Here is a 19,871-nt window from a genome sequence, read left to right as displayed (position 1 = left end):
GTACTTTCTTATGACAAACATCCAAGGTATTGCAGCATCTTCGGGTATTGCAATTGCAAAAGCATATCAGCTTGTTACACCTGATTTATCATATACGAAGAAAACGATTGATAATCCAGAAAATGAAGTGAAACGTTTAGATGACGCACTCGACATCTCTAAGCAAGAGCTAGAAAAAATCAAGGCTCATACACTAAAAGAACTAGGTGCTGAGCACGCGGAAATCTTCTCTGCTCATTTACTAGTTTTAGGAGATCCTGAACTAATTAATCCTATTAAAGACAAAATCCAAAATGAAAAAATGATGGCAGAGGCTGCACTAGAGGATGTAGCAAATATGTTCATTCAAATGTTCGAAGCAATGGAAAATGAGTATATGCGCGAACGTGCTGCTGATATTCGTGATGTGACGAAACGTATTCTATCACATTTATTAGGGGTATCTTTCCCTAACCCGGCATTAATTGATGAAGAAGTAATCGTTGTTGCAAATGATTTAACACCTTCAGATACTGCACAATTAAACCGCCAATTTGTAAAAGGTTTTGCTACGGACATTGGTGGCCGCACTTCTCACTCTGCTATTATGGCTAGATCACTTGAAATTCCTGCAGTAGTTGGTACGAAAAATGTAACAACAACAGTCTCTCAAGGTGATATTGTTGTTATTGATGGTATTGATGGAAATGTTGTGATTAACCCAACTGATGAAGAGATTAAGCATTATGAAACGAAGCGTGAAGAGTTTGCGAAACAGCAAGAACTTTGGGCGAAGTTAAAGGATGAGCCTACATTCACTTCTGACGGTGAGCAAGTGGAGCTTGTAGCTAATATTGGTACACCTGATGATGTTACTGGAGTAATCAATAACGGTGGTGAAGGTGTTGGACTTTACCGTACAGAGTTCTTATACATGGGTAAGAATGAACTACCTTCTGAGGATGAGCAATACGAAGCTTATAAATCTGTTTTAGAACAAATGGGAGACAAGCCTGTTGTTGTTCGTACACTTGATGTTGGTGGAGATAAAGAGCTTCCATATCTAGACTTACCAAAAGAAATGAATCCATTCTTAGGATTTAGAGCTATTCGTTTCTGTTTGGAAAATGAACATGTATTCCGTCCACAACTTCGTGCTTTACTACGTGCAAGTGTATATGGAAATCTTAAAATCATGTTCCCTATGATTGCAACACTGGAAGAATTCCGTAAAGCAAAAGAAATCTTGCTTGATGAAAAGGAAAACTTGAAGAAAGAAGGTCACCAAGTTTCAGATAGCATTGAAGTTGGAATCATGGTAGAAATTCCATCAACTGCTGTTATCGCAAAACAATTTGCGAAAGAGGTTGACTTCTTCAGTATTGGAACAAATGACTTAATTCAATATACGATGGCTGCTGACCGTATGAATGAACAAGTATCCTACTTGTACCAACCATACCACCCAGCAATCTTAAGTCTTGTAAATAATGTTATTGAAGCAGCTCACAGTGAAGGAAAATGGGCTGGGATGTGTGGAGAAATGGCAGGAGACCCAATTGCTATTCCTATCTTACTAGGTCTTGGATTAGACGAGTTTAGCATGAGTGCAACTTCCATCCTTCCTGCACGTACACTGTTGAAAGGCATTTCTAAGAAAGAAATGGCTTCTTACAAAGACAAGTTGTTGTCAATGTCAACAGCAGATGAAGTGGTAGATTTTGTAAAAGAAAAAACGAAATAATGCTGAATGAGGATGTCAGATGACATCCTCATTTTTTGTTTACAGTAATCTATTTATTAATAATCTCCATTTTTTCCTCGATGGAAACTCTTCCTTTGCTAGGTGGAACCTTTTTTGGATAGCCAATTTGCATGACGGCAGCTATCTTCACCAGATCCGTATCCAGTCCAATCTCTGTGTAAAACTTAGGGTCATGCATATATGGAGTGATTGTCCAAAGCATACCAACACCATATTCCCACGCCGCTAGTTGCGAGTTTTGAATAAATGCACAGACAGCAGCATATTCTTCCTCATATCGAATGGGGTCATCTTCTTTTTCAAAATAAATCACAGCATGATGTGGAATAGCGTGCAGGAATTTCTTCATGGATTCTATCATCTTCGTTGTCTTTGGTTCCAGATTATTCTTAATCATACCAATTCGTTGGTAACTATGAATAATTGCGTCAATTAACACTCCTTTGCCAGATCCCTGGTACAATTTGATTTTCCAAGGTTCGTTCATATAATGAGTAGGGGCATATGAACCATATGTAAAAATTTCTTTTAAAACCTCTAAATCTACTTCTTTTTCTTGGAATGTATGAATGCTTCGACGTGCTTTTATCGTCTCTAACAAATTAATCCCTCTCACCTATTTTCCATCTATTATAGCAAGAAAAAAGAGTACTGAATATACAGCACCCTATTTTAACTTGAATCGTTGTCTAGACATGGTTGTCATAAAGTCCCGAAAAAATTCACGATAATCAAATTCAAAAGCAATTCGATGTTTCATAATTTCCTTTTCTGTTTCCTCTTCAAGATTTCCAAAAGGACGAATATCAGCAATCGTTTGACCTCGTTCCGTACCTTTAGTTGCTTGCACAACATGAACAGGATATTCCTCGAAGGTAAACATTTCTTCATTGTTAACAGCCATCAGAGTTAATACGTCATGGAGTGGACTTCCTTGTACAGATGAATCACGTTTTTTGTAGAAATCATAATAGTAATCAATCATTGGTTTAACGATATCAACGGAACCATTTTGATCAATATAATTCACCATTTCTGGTGTGACAATTGCATTTTTAGTAACATTCAAAGGTATGATAGTAACTTGTTCTGCGTAAGTTAGTACAATCTGCGCTGCAACTGGATCACCATGAATATTAGCTTCTGAAACAGCCGTAACATTTCCAGGTTCCCAAAAAGCTCCACCCATAATATAAATCTGCTTTATTTTTTTCATTCTCTCAGGATATAACAAGAACATTGTTGCAAGTGATGTCAATCTACCTATATTCACAATATATAACTCATCGCCATATTCATCAATAAGGTCGATAATAGTAAAGAAGTTTTCCAATTCAAACCCATCTTGGACATTCTCAGGAGTAATCGGTCCCATTCCATATTCACCATGAATTTCCGGAAAAAACTCAACAGGTTCAGCAGTCATGGGATTTTCCGCCCCGGCAATGAGTGTTGCTCGTTGGGATTCTTCTATAGTTAGTACCTGTTCGTTTAAATAACGTACAGTTGCAAGTGCATTTTTTTGTGGAATATTACCATATTCCGTAACAACACCCACAATATCAATTTCATCATTCAAATAGCCATAGATAATCGCTACAATATCATCAATTCCAATATCTCCGAAAAGCAATACCTTTTTCGCCAACTTGTCTCTCTCCTTCAGGATTTAGTTGTCTATATAGGTTATTTCTAATGGGGCTTGTCTTGTGACGGATTATTTATAGGTGAACAAAAATGGAAATGAGATTAGTGGATTGTATACATAATGTAGGTGCTAAAAGACAAGGTTTATGGTATATCATGGAAACCGCATTTACGTTTATCTACTAGTTCTGTCCATGGGAGTATGCTTCTATTAGACAATGTTTACATTTTTGTACGTCTTCTGTCCATGAGAACACTTCTATTAGACAGTGTTTACGTTTTTCTACGATTTCTGTCCATGAGAACACTTCTATTAGACAGTGTTTACGTTTTTCTACGATTTCTGTCCATGAGAACACTTCTATTAGACAGTGTTTACGTTTTTCTACGATTTCTGTCCATGAGAACACTTCTATTAGACAGTGTTCATGTTTTTCTACGATATCTGTCCATGAGAATACTTCTAATAGACCATGTTCAGGTTTATCCTTAATTTCTATCCACAAGTGTATTATATTAGTCAACACTCCGTATATTTTGCCTCTAAAAGCTAATAACAACCTAGATGTTCCCCTAATACGCAAAAGAGGCTGCCCATTATAGACAGCCTCTCTCCAAGATCTTAATTATTTTTTCAAGTTATAGAATGCATTTAGTCCAGCATATTCACCCATGCCAGCTAATTCGTCTTCAATGCGTAGTAATTGGTTATACTTCGCAACACGGTCTGTACGAGACGGTGCACCTGTTTTAATTTGACCAGCATTGGTTGCAACAGCGATGTCTGCAATGGTAGCATCTTCTGTTTCACCAGAACGGTGAGAGATTACTGCTGTGTAGCCAGCACGTTTCGCCATTTCAATTGCATCAAATGTTTCTGTAAGTGTTCCAATTTGGTTTACTTTAATTAGAATTGAGTTACCTACACCTTGTTCAATTCCTTGAGCAAGTTTCTTCGTGTTTGTAACGAATAAATCATCACCAACAAGTTGAACTTTTTTACCTAGGCGGTCTGTAAGAAGTTTATGACCTTCCCAGTCGTTTTCATCTAAACCATCTTCAATTGAAATGATTGGATATTTGTTTACCATTTCTTCGTACCAATCTACCATCTCTGCAGAAGTACGAGTTACACCTTCACCTTTAAGAACATATTTACCATCTTCATAGAATTCAGAAGATGCAACGTCCATAGCAAGTTTAACTTCTTCTCCTGGCTTGTAACCAGCAGCTTCGATAGCCTCTACAATTGTTTGTAGTGCTTCTTCGTTAGAGCCTAGGTTAGGTGCGAATCCACCTTCATCCCCTACTGCTGTATTTAATCCTTTTGAACCTAAAACCTTTTTTAATGAATGGAAGATTTCTGCACCAGTACGTAAAGCTTCTTTAAATGTAGGAGCTGCTACCGGCATAATCATAAATTCTTGGATATCAACATTGTTATCCGCATGTTCTCCACCATTAACAATATTCATCATTGGTGTTGGAAGAGTTTTTCCGTTAAATCCACCTAAGTAGTTGTATAAAGGTACTTCAAGGAAGTTAGCTGCAGCATGAGCAACTGCCATGGAAACACCAAGAATTGCGTTGGCACCTAATTTTCCTTTATTTTCAGTTCCGTCTAGTTCAATCATTAGAGCATCAATAATGTTTTGACGAGTTACATCTAAACCAAGTAATTCTGGTGCGATGATTTCATTTACATTATGAACTGCCTTTTCTACACCTTTTCCAAGGTAACGGCCTTTGTCACCGTCACGTAGTTCAACTGCTTCATATTCTCCAGTAGAGGCACCACTAGGAACCATTGCAGAACCGAAAGCACCTGATTCTGTGTAAACTTCTACCTCAACTGTTGGGTTACCACGTGAGTCTAATACCTCGCGTGCATATACGTCTGTAATGTATGGCATAATATTCTCTCCTTCTACTTTTTAATTAATGACGTTCCTGTCATTTCTTTAGGTTTTTCAACTGCTAATAAATCAAGTAATGTCGGCGCTAAATCAGCTAAAATTCCGCCATCACGTAATTCTACATCCTGCTTCGTCACAATTACTGGAACTGGATTAGTTGTATGTGCTGTCATTGGTTGATCTTCTAAAGTAACAACTTCATCCGAATTTCCATGGTCAGCAGTAATAATTGCATGACCGCCTAACTCGGTTATTTTGTCCACTACTTTTCCAAGACATTCGTCCACTACTTCAATTGCCTTAATTGTTGGTTCTAACATCCCTGAATGCCCAACCATATCAGGATTGGCAAAATTTAGGATGACCGCATTAATTTCACCAGAATCTAGTTCTTTCAACAATGCATCCGTAACTTCATAAGCACTCATTTCAGGTTTTAAGTCATATGTTGCAACTTTAGGAGAGTCAATAAGAATACGTTTTTCACCTGGAAACTCCTGCTCACGGCCACCACTCATAAAGAATGTAACATGTGGATATTTTTCCGTTTCAGCAATACGCAACTGCTTTAGATTGTTCTGAGATAATACCTCTCCAATTGTATTATCCAGGTTAGCAGGCTCATATGCAACAAATCCATCAACAGACTCACTAAATTGTGTTAGCATTACAAAATCTAGATTTTTTGGTACGTTTGGTCCTCTGTCAAAATCATGGAAGTCTTCATTCGCAAACGTACGAGAGATTTGAATGGCACGGTCTGGTCGGAAATTATAGAAGATAATAGAATCTTCATCTTCAACCTTTCCAACAGGTTCACCACTTGCTTCTGCAATAACAGATGGAATCACGAATTCATCATAGATTCCGTTTTGATAGGAATCTTCCACTACTTCTAATGCACTGTTGTAGGTAGGTCCTTCCCCATAAACCATGGCATTATAGGATTTTTGAACACGATCCCAACGCTTATCACGGTCCATGGAATAATATCGTCCAGATACTGTAGCAATCTTACCTACACCTAACTCTTGCATTTTAGACTCAGTCGCCTCAATATACCCTTTTGCAGTTTGTGGTCCAACATCACGACCATCTAAAAATGCATGGACATACACTTTCTCGAGTCCTTGGTCTTTTGCTAGCTTCAATAATGCAAATAAATGTTCAATATGGCTATGAACCCCGCCATCTGATAATAAGCCAAAAATATGTAGTGCCTTATTTTTTTCCTTTGCACTGTTTATTGATTTTAAGAAAGCTTTCTTTTCAAAGAAATCCCCTTCACGGATGGACAGGTTAACCCTGGTTAAACTTTGATATACGATACGACCAGCACCAATATTCAAATGCCCAACCTCTGAATTTCCCATTTGTCCTTCAGGAAGACCAACAGCTTCACCACTCGCCTTTAATTGGTTATGGGGAAATGTATTCCATAACCGGTCAAAATTAGGTTTATTAGCTTGTTTTACTGCGTTACCTTTTACTTCATCGCGAATAGCAAAGCCATCCAAGATAATTAACGCAGCTAGTTTATTTGAACTCATTTTGCTCCAGCCTCCACAAGCTGTAGGAATGATTCAGCTTCTAGACTTGCACCACCAACTAATGCACCATCAATATCAGATTGGGCTAATAGTTCATCAACATTGGAAGGTTTCACGCTTCCACCATACTGAATAACTACAGCCTCTGCAGTAGTTGCATCGGTTGCTTCTTTTACGACATTGCGAATATGTGCACATACTTCATTAGCATCTTCACTAGAGGCAGTTTTTCCTGTTCCAATCGCCCAAATTGGTTCATAAGCAATAATCGTTTGAGCTACTTGTTCATTAGATAAACCTTCAATTGCTTTTTTCACTTGAGAACCTACAAGAGATTTTGTTTCATTCGCTTCCCTTTGTTCTAGTGTTTCGCCAACACAAACAATTGGAGTTAAGCCATGATTGAATGCAGCATGTGCTTTTTTATTTACCGTTTCATCTGTTTCCGCGAAATATTCACGACGTTCTGAGTGCCCTAAAACAACATGTGTTACTCCTAGGTCTTTTAACATAACAGGACTAACTTCCCCAGTAAACGCACCGTTATCTTCAAAGTGCATGTTTTGTGCACTTACTTTTAAGTTAGTACCTTTTGTTAGCTCAACAAGTGAAGCTAAATATGGGAATGGTGCACAGACAATTGCTTCTACTTTTTCATCAGCAGGAATGTTATTTACTACGTCTTCCACAAATTGTTTTGCTTCTGACATTGTTTTATTCATTTTCCAGTTTCCAGCAATGATATTCTTACGCATGGTAATCACCTCTATTAATTTATTAGGTCTTACTTATCGCTTAGTAACGCAACACCTGGTAATACTTTACCCTCCATAAATTCTAAGGAAGCACCACCACCGGTAGATACATGGTCCATACTTTGAGCTAAATCAAACTTTTCCACTGCAGCGGCAGAATCTCCACCACCAATAATCGTGTAACCATCTGTATTAGCTAAACCTTCCGCAACGGCTTTCGTTCCATTTGCAAATGCGTTTAACTCAAATACACCCATAGGTCCGTTCCAGATTACTAGTTTAGAGTCTTTTACGATTTGTGCATATTTTGCACTCGTTTTCGGACCAATATCAAGTGCTTCCCAATCAGATGGGATTTCTGAGATGGAAACTACTTTCGTATTTGCATCCTCTGAAAAGTCATCGGCTACAACTACATCTTCAGGTAATACGAAATTGACGCCTTTTTCTTCTGCTTTTTTCATGAATTCTTTTGCTAAATCTATTTTATCTTCTTCTAGAAGTGATTTTCCGATTTCATGGCCTTGAGCTTTTACAAAGGTATAAGCAAGCCCACCACCAATAATAAGATTGTCAACTTTCTCTAATAAATGATCAATAACGCCAATCTTATCTTTAACTTTCGCTCCACCAATAATTGCAGTAAATGGACGTTCTGGGTTTTCAAGTGCTTTACCTAATACAGAGATTTCTTTCTCCATTAGGAAACCAGCAGCAGATGGAAGTTTTTCTGCAATTCCTGCAGTTGATGCATGTGCTCTGTGTGCTGCACCAAACGCATCATTCACATAAACATCAGCCATATTGGCAAACGCTTCTGCAAGAGTTGGATCATTCTTTTCTTCCCCTGCTTCAAAACGGACATTCTCGATTAATAATAAATCACCATCTTGTAGAGTAGAAATTGCCTCGTCTACTTCTGGTCCATAAACAGAATCAGTTTTCACAACTTCTTTTCCAATTAAATCACTTAAACGTTTTGCTACTGGGTCTAGTCTTAACTCATCAACAGCTTGCCCTTTTGGACGTCCAAGGTGACTCGCAAGAATTACTTTCGCTCCTTGCTCAGATAAATACTGAATAGTAGGCAAAGCAGCTCTTATTCTCGTATCATCTGTTACTTCTCCATCTTTCATTGGGACGTTAAAATCAACACGACAAAATACCTTTTTTCCTTTTAAATCAAGGTCTTTTACTGTTTTCTTATTCATTTGAATTTCCTCCCAAACTATATGTATGCATTACTTTATAGGTTTCCTAAAAGAACAGCTAAATACTCAAAATAAATGAAGAAAAAACATGAGAAAAGGAGGAGAATCATCTCATCTCCACCTTTTCTGTACTTATTCTAAGTTTGTTCTTATAGTCCTTTTTGTCCCATATATGAAGCTAAGTCAACAACACGAGTAGAGTAACCCATTTCGTTGTCATACCAAGAAAGAACCTTAACCATGTTACCTTCCATAACCATTGTAGATAAACCATCAAGGATAGAAGAGTGAGTATTTCCAACGATATCACTAGATACTAATGGAGCTTCACTGTATTCAAATACACCTTTTAGTTCATTTTCACTAGCGTCTTTGAATGCTTGGTTAATTTCTTCAGCTGTTACTTCTTTGTCTAGCTCTGCTACTAAGTCTACCATAGAACCGTCTGGAACAGGTACACGAACAGCCATACCATTTAATTTTCCTTTTAACTCTGGTAATACTAGAGCAACTGCTTTAGCAGCACCAGTTGTAGTAGGAATAATGTTTTCAGCTGCCGCACGAGCACGACGGTAATCTTTATGTGGTAAATCAAGAATTTGTTGGTCATTTGTATAAGCGTGAACAGTTGTCATTAAACCACGCTTGATTCCAAACTTGTCATTAAGCACTTTTGCAAATGGTGCTAAACAGTTTGTTGTACAAGATGCATTAGAAACGATATGGTGGTTAATTGGATCATATTGGTCTTCGTTAACACCCATAACAATTGTTAAGTCTTCGTTTTTAGCAGGAGCAGAAATAATAACTTTTTTTGCACCAGCATCGATATGTTTTTGAGAAGATTCGCGGTCAACGAAACGACCAGTTGATTCAACAACTACTTCTACGCCTAGATCTCCCCAAGGTAGATTAGCTGGGTCACGTTCAGCAAGAACTTGAATTTCTTTTCCAGCAACTACAATATTGTTACCATTTACAGAGATTTCTTCTTCTAATACTCCATGTACAGAGTCATATTTTAATAGGTGTGCAAGCATATTTGCATCTGTTAAATCGTTCACTGCTACGATTTCAACATCATCTCTTTTAAGTGCTTGACGGAATACGTTACGTCCAATTCTTCCAAATCCATTAATACCAACTTTTACTGCCATTAAATATTCCTCCTAAAAAATCTTGAATTTATTAATATATTTAAAGGGAAGAATCCCTTAAAATCTGTTCCGCTGCTGCTTCATCGGTTATGAGCAGATTGCTTTTTGCATGTTTGAAATAGGATTCAATAGCCTTAGCCTTAGATTTACCGCCGGCGACCGTAATCACATATTTCTTTTCATTTAAATCCTCTAACTGTAATCCTACAGTTCGAACCTTATGAACCACATTACCTTGTTGGTCAAAATAATAACCAAATGCCTCACTCACTGCTCTGTTTTCAATCAGCTTCGTCCTAATTTCTTCCGGAGTTTTCCGACGTTCAGCCATTGTTAAGGCATCTCCAATACCGTGTAGTACAATATCGGAATTTCGAATCAATTCTAGAACTTCAATAATGGAAGGTTCTTCAATTAAATTCTGATAGGATGTTTCGCTCAGTGGATCTGGCACATACAATAATCGATAGTTTCCTTGAGCTTTTAGGGACATTTGTGATGCAATTGTATTGGCTTGATTTTCTACTTTTTCACCAATCCCACCACGTGCTGGTACAAACATGTAGTTGTCATCATTATCAAATGGAGTCATGACACTTGCTACAGAAGCCATCGTTGTTCCACCGGTTACAGCAATGGTTGCGCTAGGCTTAATTGTTTTTTTAAGGATAGCCACACAAGCTTTACCCATTTCTTGCTTTACCCAATCCGCTTGATCACTATTTCCAGCAACAACAATTACATTCTCTATTTGTAATGTTTCCTTAATTTGTTTTTCTAAAACATGTAACCCACTAATTTCACTCATGACCTTTGTTAGCTGCTCGAGGGTATCTTTTCCTTGTTCTGTAATAAGCATTCCCTTCGTAGTAACTTCTATTAAACCTTGTTCATGAAGTAAATCGATCTCACTCCGAACTTGTCTTTCTGTTAAATTACTACTTTCAGCAAGCCCTCTGCGCCCGATTGGTTGATAAAGGTTCACACTGTGTAATAGAGAATATCTTACATGCATTACATCTAACAAGTCTGGAATAAGCTTCTTTTGTAAGTCGATTAATGCTCTCATGATATTTCTCCTTCAGCATCGGGTACAATATCGTCCCACTTGTTCAAAAATTGTCCCACATGTCCCAAAAAAATACACATAGAATCCTATGTACATTATTATCTTACCATACTGAGGAAAATATACAAACAAATTGATTTTACTTTTTACGAGTAGGAAGATGTTCTTTGAGTGTTTTTTCCATTGTAAAAAAATCTACATGCTCACAATCTAGTTGAATTCCTTTAACTTCAACCACCGGAATTAATAGTTGAAATTCTTCCAGCCATTCATCATTAGTATATATATCACGCTTTTCAATTTCGAATTCATAGTCTTGTTGGAACATTTCTAGAAGTGCTTCCGCATCATCACATAAGGAACAGATCTCTTTCGTGTAGAAAATTACTTTTTCCATTTATTTGTCACCTTCTTTATGTAGTACTCGAATATAGTATAAAGGATGGTGTGGTTGGGAGCAATTTTTTGGATATGCTGTTAAGGGGTGATGTATGTGTTTTGGACTGTTTCTGCTAATTAAGAAAAATTATAAATAAATTGGAATACTTAGTTACCGTTTGGTAAGTATTTTAGTATACTGTAATACAATCATAATAATAGACCCTAGCCATAACAAATAGGGTTGGACGCGTCCAGATGAATTTGAACCGCGGCAAACCTGGTACCGGAAATCCAAGCCAGATATAAACATTAGTACAATGTCCATCTATAAACTGCTTATCAAAGACTATGTGGCTGGCACCATTTTTTTAAATATATCTATGCTAAAAGCCCTCCAGTTTCTGCAAGAGGGCTTTTATAATGTAATCTAGATACCAGAATAAGTTGTTTATGCTTCGTATAGTTCTATTTTATAATAGCACCCGTTGAAGGATGTACATAAATATTAACCTTGCCAAAATCTTGTGTTTTAATGGTTACAACATGTGCTTGTGGCTTTCCTAAGACTTCATACTGTAATCCACCAAACTTCTTGGGATTTAAGAATCCCTTTTCATTCCCTTTTACTGGTGCAACATTTGTTGGGTACACTCTCCAACTAGATTCGCTTTTAGGTAGATAAAGAGTTTCCGTTTTCTTTCCACCTGGTAATTTAATTTTATCTCCTGGATGAATTAAATCATCCTTAAGACCGTTTAATTGCTTCAGAACAACTACAGTTGTACCGTACTTTTGAGAAATCCCCCATAGAGTATCACCAGGTTTAACAATATGCACCCCATTACTTTCTGCTGCATAATAATTCTCTAAATATTTTGTAGGATCCATAGTCCTAGCTTGTGGATCATCAATCCAACCTAACAATGGACTTGACGTTTTACGGACCTCATAATGTAAATGCGATCCAGTTACCCGTATACCAGTTGCCCCTTGATTACCAATAATATCGCCTTGTCCAACAGCTTGCCCTCTTTTTACAGCCACACTATCTAAGTGAGCATACACATGTGCACGATTGTTTTTATCCTGAATAACAACTACATTCCCGTAGCCACCCACTCCTGTTCCAGAGACACCATTCCCAGCGTATAATACTACCCCACTGACAAATGCTCCTATTGGTGCTTTGTGACTTTTAACTAAATCAATCCCGTCGTGAAACGTATTTTTTTCTCTAGTTATAGGATCAGTACTTATTATTAATGCAAATCCAAAAATGCTTTTAACCTTCTTATTTAATTTATTCTTTCAAACAGTAAATATAAAAAGCTACCTCTACCCAAATGGGTAAAAAGTAGCTTCCAGCCATTTTATTTTTTTATCTTTGGAAAAATTAAGAATCCAACCATTAGAATTTAGTTAGAATTCAAATAAAAATGGCAAAGGATGATTATTAATCAATCTCTTGCCATACTTGATTTAGATGACGCGCCCAGAGGGATTCGAACCCCCGACAAACCTGGTACCGGAAACCAATAAATACGATTTCATTCGATTTCAAATCATATCAATCTATTATTCTAACAATAAGTTTTATTGAATTATAATGGTTTGTATTAATTCGTGTTAGCAGTCTCGTTTGCAATTATGTTAGCAAATAAGAGCAGAAATTAATCTGCTCTTATTTTATTCTACGGGGGTGAATGTAACTGGTAAAAGTAGTTCCATAGTATCTCCAGTTTCGGCGGTGAAAACATAACTTGGAACATGATGGTCAGGGTTAGGGCCTAAAATAGTTCTCACTTTATTATTACCGCTAGAGTCTTCGATAAAAACATTCCCGGAACCTTGTGTTGGGGTGATTTCATACCTCCCAGGTGATAAGTCATCTCCTACTACGTAATGTCCAGCTCCTAATTTTGTCGGTTCACCTTCTGCTTTAATAATATCTCCTTTTAATTTAGCGAGTTTATCCTCTGCGGTTTTGATATCATTATTTAATATAGATAATTTAGTTTCAACTGTACTAATTTCGCTTTCGATTGATTCTTTATCATTGATTAATGCTGCAACTTCTTCAAATCCTTCAACTTCATTTTTGTATTGTGTTTCTAAGTTTTTCAGATCTACCTCTCTAGAAGTTATTTGGTTTTCAACACTTTTTAAATTCTGTTCTGCTTCAGATAGTTTACTTTCAGTTTCCCTTACCTTATCCATTAACTCCGCGTAATTTAAAGCTTCCCCATCAACATCTACAGTTTCAGGTCCACACCCAGCTAGTAAAAACAGTAATCCGATCATTACTAAAATTCGTTTCAAAACTAAATCCCCCTAGTATCTTTTTACTATATCTATTCTACAAAACTTGTCGAAATCCTTCTTTACTTTCCACAGAACTCACACTCCTTATACTTATATTCCCCATTCCAATAGAAAGCTCTCTCTGTGGCCACTACTCCCCATAATAACGCTATGACAGTTAGATAGGTCATTCTGTCACCTCAATCAATTCATTCATGCAACTCTGATGAATGCTTTTTAATTCTTTTACGACACCTATTAAGCGTACTTTCCTTTCCGGATTTGTCTCTTCATCAATCACCTTTATTAATGTTTCTGTTACCTTCCAAATCTTTTCCATTAGTATCTCCCCTTAATATATATTGAATTTTAATCCAGCCTTCTCACAAGCAGCTCTTAACTTTTCTTTTCGGATTGGTGAAAGTGAATACCAAATTAAAACAGGCTTATGCTTGAATTGTTTTTCCATATTTATAAAGAGATCCTTATACTTTTTTATCTTTTCTAAGTTTGTTTTCATAGTCTGAGTATTGTCGATTTCGACAAAGTGAAATATTCCATGTTGTTTATACATTGCATCAGGTATTAAAAGAGTTTCTTCATTGCGTACTACCGGCACTTCTTTTTTCCAATCGTCTGGTTGGCCTAATAAAATATATAAGTCATTACGCATTAATGTGTGTTGAATCCAGGACCTTTTTAGATTCACTCCCCCTTTTCCAATTCGTTCACTTCCTTTGTTGGATATATAATAAACTTTCTTTTCGTAACGGATACTTTTAATTAAATTCTTTTTTTCCATCTCGAGCAGAATTCTTCTGGCGTTGCGGTCGCCTCCCAGTTGTTCAATTACCTGAAGTTGTTCTCTAGTGCAGTACGTCATTATTTCCAAACTGGATAGAATCTGTTCCTCCCTCTTTAGTCTTCTCTCTTGCTGTAACATTCTTTTCTTCATACCTCCTTAATCTCTTCCACATTTCATCATTACTTATATAAGGTGTTTGCACAATATGATGATCAACTGTTTTATAAATTGCTCTACCTGGATACTCTAATTTCTCGGCACCACTCTCATCAATTGCAACTCCTGATTGAACACTTGTTTGAAGTCTAAATGTAATCTTTGCTGAAGCATTTGCTTTTATCTGATTATCCATAACCTCTTTAGTTGGATACTGGGTTCCAAAAATCAAACGATAACCAAGCCCTCCGGCAACTCTTACGATATGACTCATAATTTTTTTACAGGTCCTAGCATGTTCCTTATCTGATTCACTCATGCTTTTATTAGGCATAAGTTCACCGGCTTCATCTATGATAATAAATTTTCGTGTTGGTATATCTGTATCTACAATATTTTCATAGTAATTGGGTTTGAACTCTTTCATGGTTTCTTTGATATCCTTCTCAACTTCTTTAAGCGCCTTGGCTGAGCTTTTATAATCATCAGCAACTACTTTTACTTGTTTTAAATTAGAGTATCTGTGGAAAGATAAACCGCCTTTTAAATCGAGGATATAAAACTCCACATCATCTGGGTGATTTTCAATTAAGTGCGTGATCATGCTTTTCATGAATACCGTTTTTCCCCAACGTGTAGCTCCTGCAACTGTCATGTGTGGTATCTCATCAAAATCATGGTAAAGTAATTTTTCTTGAGTTTTTCCAACTGGAATATTCCACCCTTCCAATGCAGGGAAGTCTTTGTATTTTGTTTCCCTCTGAAGTTGATCATTGTATACCCGGATATATAGTTTTTGCTTAAAGTTTACTTTCACTGGTTTGCCTAAAGTTTTTTCAAGTATTGGTTGTGTGTTTTCATCATCAACCTTTCCAAAAGGAACATTAAAAATATAGTCGATCCAGTCATCCTCTTTTGTGGTCTTGAATAATCTTGGTTCCTGGTCCTTCACAGTAAAGCCAATATTGATTAATGTCTGAAGGATCTTCTTTTTCTCACTTACCGTTGGATTCCATCTTGCAGCTGCATACATGGTAACTGCTGCAATTCCTCCACCTAATATAACGTCCATGAGCTCACCACCTCTAAGATGTTTTGATACTCTGTTTCAAATCCCTTTCTCATCTTTTCCCCTGCATGTGCTGGTATTTTATATAACCATTCAACTCCAAATAAATCTGTTAGTCTCCACCCTAATACATCCACATTACACATTAGTTCTTGTGTGAGACTATCACTATTGCAACCGTTAAAGTACATCATTTCTGCTTGTGGCACATGATCTTGCCATTCCAATCCATTCCACCATTGTTCTATAGTTCTTGGTTTTGGATCAATCCACCAACTAGGAACTTTAGATCCGATTACTAAACGCATTTTCTTCCACCCTCCCTTCCGTTCCATCTTCCGTTCTTATTTCCTTTTAAACTTCCGGCTTGGAATTTTATTTGGTATATTCCGTTATTGCTGTATCAATAGTTTACTAGTTATAGACAAGTATATTTTTCTTAACATACAAACGAAGTGAAAAGGGGGGGAGTGGGACCAGGGAACCTGGCGAGGGGGGATAATGTTTTCGCTCCGTTTGATAAGAGTCTATGCAGATATGCTTGTATTGATTACAAATTACTTTAATAAAATTTAAACTAATTGTATAAAGGGTTTTAAAGTAACAATGTGGAATAGTTTAATAGGTGATAAATGATGGAAATTAAGTTAGTAAGTAATATTGAATATTGCATAGAACAAAGAGGATTTAAGAAGAAATATGTGGCAGACCGCTTAGGGGTAAGTGTTGTAGTTCTATCCAGATGGATTAATAATCATAGTAAACCATCGTTAGAAAATGCGTTTAGGCTGTCTGTAATATTAGATTGTACAGTGGATGATTTATTTAAAGTAGAATAACCATCCTTATCTCCACTTTCATTAGTGGAGATTTTTTGTGCATTTATCAACGGTTCTAAGAAATATTTCCAGAATAACAATGTAAAACAAGTACAAAATCACTAATTTCAAAATAAGTTGAAAACCCCTTTTCTATGCAGGGTTAAGGCTTCAAATTATCGAATTATTATACTAAGATAATTAAGGAGTGAATGACAATGGAAAAAGAAAAAGAAGAATTCCAACCATACTTTGACGGAAATAGAATTGTTTACCCAGGAGCTACACGCTCTGAACAAGAAGCGTTTGAATACCTCGACAGAAGAGATCCTTTATTAAAGCGATATTTTGAAAACGGAAGTGTATCCAATGGAAAAACTAATCAAAATGTACATCGCCATACCTATGGCCATAACAGTTTTTAAACAGGATAAAGAGAAGTTTAGTGAATACCAATTGAGGAATCTTTACGAAGATATGATTGATTCGATTATTGAGCGAATGCAGCAGGATTATTTTAAAATTAAAACTGAATTATTAACCAAGCATCATGTAGATATAAAACGCATTGAAAAGGGTAAGTATGAAATTAATAAAGAAATTATGGAGTTTTCTCCGGAGGAATTAAAAAAGTTTACTGAAAATGTTATGAGTGATTATTTGTATGGTGATAATGCTGCAGAGTTTGAACGAAAAGATAGGATATGGAATGATTAATTACTAAGAGGAGCATTTTATGAATATTATTCTACCCAAGAAGGTATACAAATTTATGAAGCCTCAGTTTTATAACAAAATACAAAAAGATAAATGTATATATATTAATCACTTAAATAATTTTCGAGAAGACAAATATGGTAGTGAAATTGGTGATGATTTTGAAGGTATTCTAAAAGCAGAATTTGCCATAGAAAATTATAAATACAATCAAGGTGAGTTTTATAATCCCCACTTAGAAAATACCTTGGAAAGATTGAATTTTATTAAAGTAGACAATACTTCTACAGTTGACATATCAAATAGCACTTTCCGTACCAATTTCAATGATAAAAATTATTTAGTTTACTGTGTTTCCCTAGATTGTGATGAAACAGTCAAAGAAGAGTTTGGTGGAAGTACAATGGTTATTGAGAACTTTCCACAATTTATAGCTCGTTTAAATAATAAAATGAAAAAGAAAGGACTCGAATTTGTTACTGCTCAAGCAATTCAATACATTATTGATAGAAAAATTATTTTTACCGAAAAGGACAAAGATTTTATATATAATGCTCCCTTTTTAGTTAAGGACAAAAGGTATTCATATCAAAAAGAATTTAGGATTGTTTGGAAGTATACTGATAATAGAATAATAAATAATCCAATTTCAGTTTATTGTCCTAAAGCATTACAATATTGCAGCTTTTAAAAAGCCCTCCTGTTCCCGCAAGAGGGCTTTAGCAATGTAATTTCTAGATACTAGAATAAGTTGTCTATGCTTATTTTAGTTTTATTTTATTCTTACTTAACTCATATTATTTTCGTACGTGTACCACCAACCACGAGAATCAAGCCAAGCTTCAGCTTCCTTCTTCATACCAGATGATAACCCACCGGTGATAACATAGGTGCTCTTATCTTTATCTTCGCGAATCCTTGCTTCAGCAAACCAATTCTTGGATTGTAAAAATGCAGTGAAGGCTGCGAGCATTTCTGGTGTCAATCCACCTGTTCTAATGTGCCTGCCTTCTTTTGCTTTTGGTTGTACCTTTTTCTTTTGACTAGGAGCCTCATATTTATGGCCAATATGTTCACAGAATGCTTTTACAACTGATTCTGCTTCATCGATATGATCCATCAATTGTTGTACGTCGTCTTTTGGAGAATCTGCAAAACCATACTCAATTATATTCGTTTTAACTTTCCCGGTATCACGATTCATAAAATAGTAATCTAACTTTGAGTTACCAGGAAGCGTACGAGTAAATACCCTTCGCACGTTTTGACCTGTTTCTTTAATAGCTTTTGCGATTCTATTTGCTAATTCACCATCATCATAGATGGAATGAATGACTTCAGCACCGTCGCCTTTCCCAGCATTAAGATGATTAGAAATACAATATTCGGCACCACTATTACGGACAATTCCAGTGCGCTCATCAGGTGATAGGTATTTGTCAGTTGTTCTAGTGATAGCTACCAGAACGCCTAATTCTTTGAATCGTTTGTATTGGTAAAGAGAAATATCAAGTACTTTATCTTTTTCTTTCCAGTGTTTATTAGTACCGCCGCCTGGATCTTTACCACCATGGCCAGGGTCGATAATTAAGATTGGTTTAGTCATACTTGTCACCCCCTTTCGAGTTAAGTGTTTCAACAGCCTTTTTCAATACTGAAGGAATCGGTAAGTTTGTTCTCCCTACTGTTTCTAAAATTGATAGTAATTCATTCGCTAAATAAAAGAAGATGACTGCATCACGAATTAGATGGCCATCTCCCAATATTGAATCGATTGAATGTGCTACTGCTACAAGTACTAAAATAGCAACTTTCTTGGCAATACCTCTAAATCCTTTTTTGCTGCTTAACTCTCCAAAACTTGCAGCGACTAATACAGCTAAGACGTAATCAATGACTATGAATAAGATTAATGTTTGGATCATAGCTGACCATCCTCCCCATAAAAAGGAGGCTAATCCGCCCCCAATTCCCACAACGATTTTAATGAAGTTTTCCAAATGTATACCCTCCTAATTTTGGACATAAAAATAACGCCTTAATTGGCGTTTATCAATCCATCTATAAATAGTTTAATTTCTTCAATTTTTTCATCAGTTGTAGCTATTATTTCATCTGTCTTCTCATTCAATGAGTTTTGATAATCTTGCCCTAACTTTTGAGTCAAATATTCTTGAGTCTCTGTCTGCATTCGTTTTATTTCCATCTGAGTTAGATGAGATACATCATTTTTAATTTTAAAATCTTTTTCAGATTGGTAGACCTCAATTTGTTCTTGATAGTCTTCCTTTAGAGCTTTAGCAGAATCATTGATGTGATAAACTAATGCACTAGCTGTGCCAATACCCACTAACATCAAAACCAGGGTAATTAACAATACTCTTCCTTTAATTTTCATTTCTTGATCCCCTCTCATTAATATAGACATAAAAAATACGCCTATTAGGCGCCTATCAAATCTTCTCTACCTTCTGCTCTTAAGATTTTATCAACATCAGGCTTTAATTCCGCAGGTACATCTGCATAAACCCATTTACCACGAATAATGTATGTTGCAAATAACATAGCCAACATT

Annotated in this window: 25 protein-coding genes; 5 read left to right on the top strand and 20 right to left on the bottom strand. The window is 36.3% G+C overall.

Translation table 11 applies throughout. The features are described from left to right. The first annotated feature begins 10 nt into the window (after positions 1 to 10). Positions 11 to 1,723, top strand: a complete 1,713-nt coding sequence (ptsP, locus tag BN999_RS01060) for a phosphoenolpyruvate--protein phosphotransferase (protein WP_096269532.1) — start codon at positions 11 to 13, stop codon at positions 1,721 to 1,723. Positions 1,724 to 1,772: 49 nt separating this feature from the next. Here the strand turns inward: ptsP and BN999_RS01055 are convergent, their stop codons facing one another. The 16 genes from BN999_RS01055 to BN999_RS00985 form a co-directional block, all read right to left on the bottom strand. Next, positions 1,773 to 2,345, bottom strand: coding sequence for a nitroreductase family protein (locus tag BN999_RS01055; RefSeq protein WP_096269531.1), 573 nt, complete (start codon positions 2,343 to 2,345; stop codon positions 1,773 to 1,775). Between the two features lie 66 nt (positions 2,346 to 2,411). After that, positions 2,412 to 3,392, bottom strand: coding sequence for a nucleoside hydrolase (locus BN999_RS01050; protein WP_096269530.1), 981 nt, complete (start codon positions 3,390 to 3,392; stop codon positions 2,412 to 2,414). Between the two features lie 181 nt (positions 3,393 to 3,573). Continuing rightward, complete coding sequence (locus BN999_RS01045) at positions 3,574 to 3,897, bottom strand: hypothetical protein (RefSeq protein ID WP_141249031.1); 324 nt, start codon at positions 3,895 to 3,897, stop codon at positions 3,574 to 3,576. A gap of 120 nt (positions 3,898 to 4,017) precedes the next feature. Further along, the gene (gene eno / locus BN999_RS01040; protein ID WP_096269528.1) at positions 4,018 to 5,304 is read right to left on the bottom strand and encodes a phosphopyruvate hydratase; all 1,287 of its coding nucleotides are present in this window, start codon (positions 5,302 to 5,304) and stop codon (positions 4,018 to 4,020) included. Between the two features lie 14 nt (positions 5,305 to 5,318). Next, complete coding sequence (gene gpmI, locus BN999_RS01035; protein WP_096269527.1) at positions 5,319 to 6,857, bottom strand: 2,3-bisphosphoglycerate-independent phosphoglycerate mutase; 1,539 nt, start codon at positions 6,855 to 6,857, stop codon at positions 5,319 to 5,321. Continuing rightward, positions 6,854 to 7,612 carry a triose-phosphate isomerase gene (tpiA, locus tag BN999_RS01030; protein WP_096269526.1) on the bottom strand — a complete coding sequence of 253 codons (759 nt, stop codon included), beginning with the start codon at positions 7,610 to 7,612 and terminating at the stop codon, positions 6,854 to 6,856. The genes gpmI and tpiA overlap by 4 nt, the downstream gene beginning before the upstream one ends. Positions 7,613 to 7,641: 29 nt before the next feature. Next, positions 7,642 to 8,823 (bottom strand): phosphoglycerate kinase, encoded by a 1,182-nt coding sequence (locus tag BN999_RS01025; RefSeq protein WP_096269525.1) that lies wholly within the window; start codon positions 8,821 to 8,823, stop codon positions 7,642 to 7,644. Between the two features lie 149 nt (positions 8,824 to 8,972). Beyond that, positions 8,973 to 9,980: a type I glyceraldehyde-3-phosphate dehydrogenase gene (gene gap / locus BN999_RS01020; RefSeq protein ID WP_096269524.1), complete on the bottom strand. Its 1,008-nt coding sequence runs from the start codon at positions 9,978 to 9,980 to the stop codon at positions 8,973 to 8,975. 40 nt (positions 9,981 to 10,020) lie between these two features. Beyond that, complete coding sequence (locus BN999_RS01015; RefSeq protein WP_096269523.1) at positions 10,021 to 11,049, bottom strand: sugar-binding transcriptional regulator; 1,029 nt, start codon at positions 11,047 to 11,049, stop codon at positions 10,021 to 10,023. A gap of 139 nt (positions 11,050 to 11,188) precedes the next feature. Beyond that, positions 11,189 to 11,446 (bottom strand): glutaredoxin family protein, encoded by a 258-nt coding sequence (locus tag BN999_RS01010; RefSeq protein ID WP_096269522.1) that lies wholly within the window; start codon positions 11,444 to 11,446, stop codon positions 11,189 to 11,191. Positions 11,447 to 11,895: 449 nt separating this feature from the next. Then, a complete protein-coding gene (locus BN999_RS20955; protein ID WP_373453616.1) occupies positions 11,896 to 12,639 on the bottom strand; it encodes a peptidoglycan DD-metalloendopeptidase family protein in 744 nt (247 codons plus the stop codon). Between the two features lie 477 nt (positions 12,640 to 13,116). Further along, positions 13,117 to 13,749, bottom strand: a complete 633-nt coding sequence (locus tag BN999_RS01000; protein WP_096269520.1) for a membrane lipoprotein lipid attachment site-containing protein — start codon at positions 13,747 to 13,749, stop codon at positions 13,117 to 13,119. Between the two features lie 169 nt (positions 13,750 to 13,918). Next, positions 13,919 to 14,071 carry a hypothetical protein gene (locus BN999_RS20450; RefSeq protein ID WP_176481829.1) on the bottom strand — a complete coding sequence of 51 codons (153 nt, stop codon included), beginning with the start codon at positions 14,069 to 14,071 and terminating at the stop codon, positions 13,919 to 13,921. Positions 14,072 to 14,083: 12 nt separating this feature from the next. After that, positions 14,084 to 14,614 (bottom strand): replication-relaxation family protein, encoded by a 531-nt coding sequence (locus BN999_RS00995; RefSeq protein ID WP_255247373.1) that lies wholly within the window; start codon positions 14,612 to 14,614, stop codon positions 14,084 to 14,086. Then, the gene (locus BN999_RS00990) at positions 14,598 to 15,764 is read right to left on the bottom strand and encodes an FtsK/SpoIIIE domain-containing protein (RefSeq protein WP_096269518.1); all 1,167 of its coding nucleotides are present in this window, start codon (positions 15,762 to 15,764) and stop codon (positions 14,598 to 14,600) included. Before BN999_RS00990 ends, BN999_RS00995 begins: the two co-directional genes overlap by 17 nt. Further along, the gene (locus BN999_RS00985) at positions 15,749 to 16,069 is read right to left on the bottom strand and encodes a hypothetical protein (RefSeq protein WP_096269517.1); all 321 of its coding nucleotides are present in this window, start codon (positions 16,067 to 16,069) and stop codon (positions 15,749 to 15,751) included. Before BN999_RS00985 ends, BN999_RS00990 begins: the two co-directional genes overlap by 16 nt. Positions 16,070 to 16,396: 327 nt before the next feature. On the opposite strand from BN999_RS00985, the gene BN999_RS00980 reads away from it, so the two are divergent. From BN999_RS00980 to BN999_RS00965, 4 genes are all read left to right on the top strand, one after another. Beyond that, positions 16,397 to 16,600, top strand: a complete 204-nt coding sequence (locus BN999_RS00980) for a helix-turn-helix transcriptional regulator (protein WP_255247371.1) — start codon at positions 16,397 to 16,399, stop codon at positions 16,598 to 16,600. Positions 16,601 to 16,797: 197 nt separating this feature from the next. After that, positions 16,798 to 17,004: a hypothetical protein gene (locus BN999_RS00975; protein WP_096269516.1), complete on the top strand. Its 207-nt coding sequence runs from the start codon at positions 16,798 to 16,800 to the stop codon at positions 17,002 to 17,004. Continuing rightward, positions 16,985 to 17,296 (top strand): hypothetical protein, encoded by a 312-nt coding sequence (locus BN999_RS00970; RefSeq protein ID WP_096269515.1) that lies wholly within the window; start codon positions 16,985 to 16,987, stop codon positions 17,294 to 17,296. Before BN999_RS00975 ends, BN999_RS00970 begins: the two co-directional genes overlap by 20 nt. Positions 17,297 to 17,315: 19 nt before the next feature. Further along, on the top strand, positions 17,316 to 17,987 hold the full coding sequence (locus tag BN999_RS00965; protein WP_096269514.1) for a hypothetical protein: 672 nt from the start codon (positions 17,316 to 17,318) through the stop codon (positions 17,985 to 17,987). Positions 17,988 to 18,083: 96 nt separating this feature from the next. Here the strand turns inward: BN999_RS00965 and BN999_RS00960 are convergent, their stop codons facing one another. From BN999_RS00960 to BN999_RS20950, 4 genes are read right to left on the bottom strand one after another with little or no spacing between them, the layout of a single operon-like run. Further along, positions 18,084 to 18,902, bottom strand: coding sequence for an N-acetylmuramoyl-L-alanine amidase (locus BN999_RS00960; RefSeq protein WP_096269513.1), 819 nt, complete (start codon positions 18,900 to 18,902; stop codon positions 18,084 to 18,086). Next, the gene (locus BN999_RS00955; RefSeq protein ID WP_096269512.1) at positions 18,895 to 19,296 is read right to left on the bottom strand and encodes a phage holin family protein; all 402 of its coding nucleotides are present in this window, start codon (positions 19,294 to 19,296) and stop codon (positions 18,895 to 18,897) included. The genes BN999_RS00960 and BN999_RS00955 overlap by 8 nt, the downstream gene beginning before the upstream one ends. A 38-nt stretch (positions 19,297 to 19,334) precedes the next feature. Further along, entirely contained in the window at positions 19,335 to 19,694 is a 360-nt protein-coding gene (locus tag BN999_RS00950; protein WP_096269511.1) for a hypothetical protein, read from the bottom strand. A gap of 44 nt (positions 19,695 to 19,738) precedes the next feature. Continuing rightward, positions 19,739 to 19,870 (bottom strand): hypothetical protein, encoded by a 132-nt coding sequence (locus BN999_RS20950; protein ID WP_255247370.1) that lies wholly within the window; start codon positions 19,868 to 19,870, stop codon positions 19,739 to 19,741. Position 19,871: the final 1 nt, after the last annotated feature.

The organism is Paucisalibacillus globulus (genome assembly GCF_900184735.1).
Lineage (GTDB): Bacteria > Bacillota > Bacilli > Bacillales > Amphibacillaceae > Ornithinibacillus > Ornithinibacillus globulus_B.
This window is presented reverse-complemented; position numbering and strand designations above follow the sequence as displayed.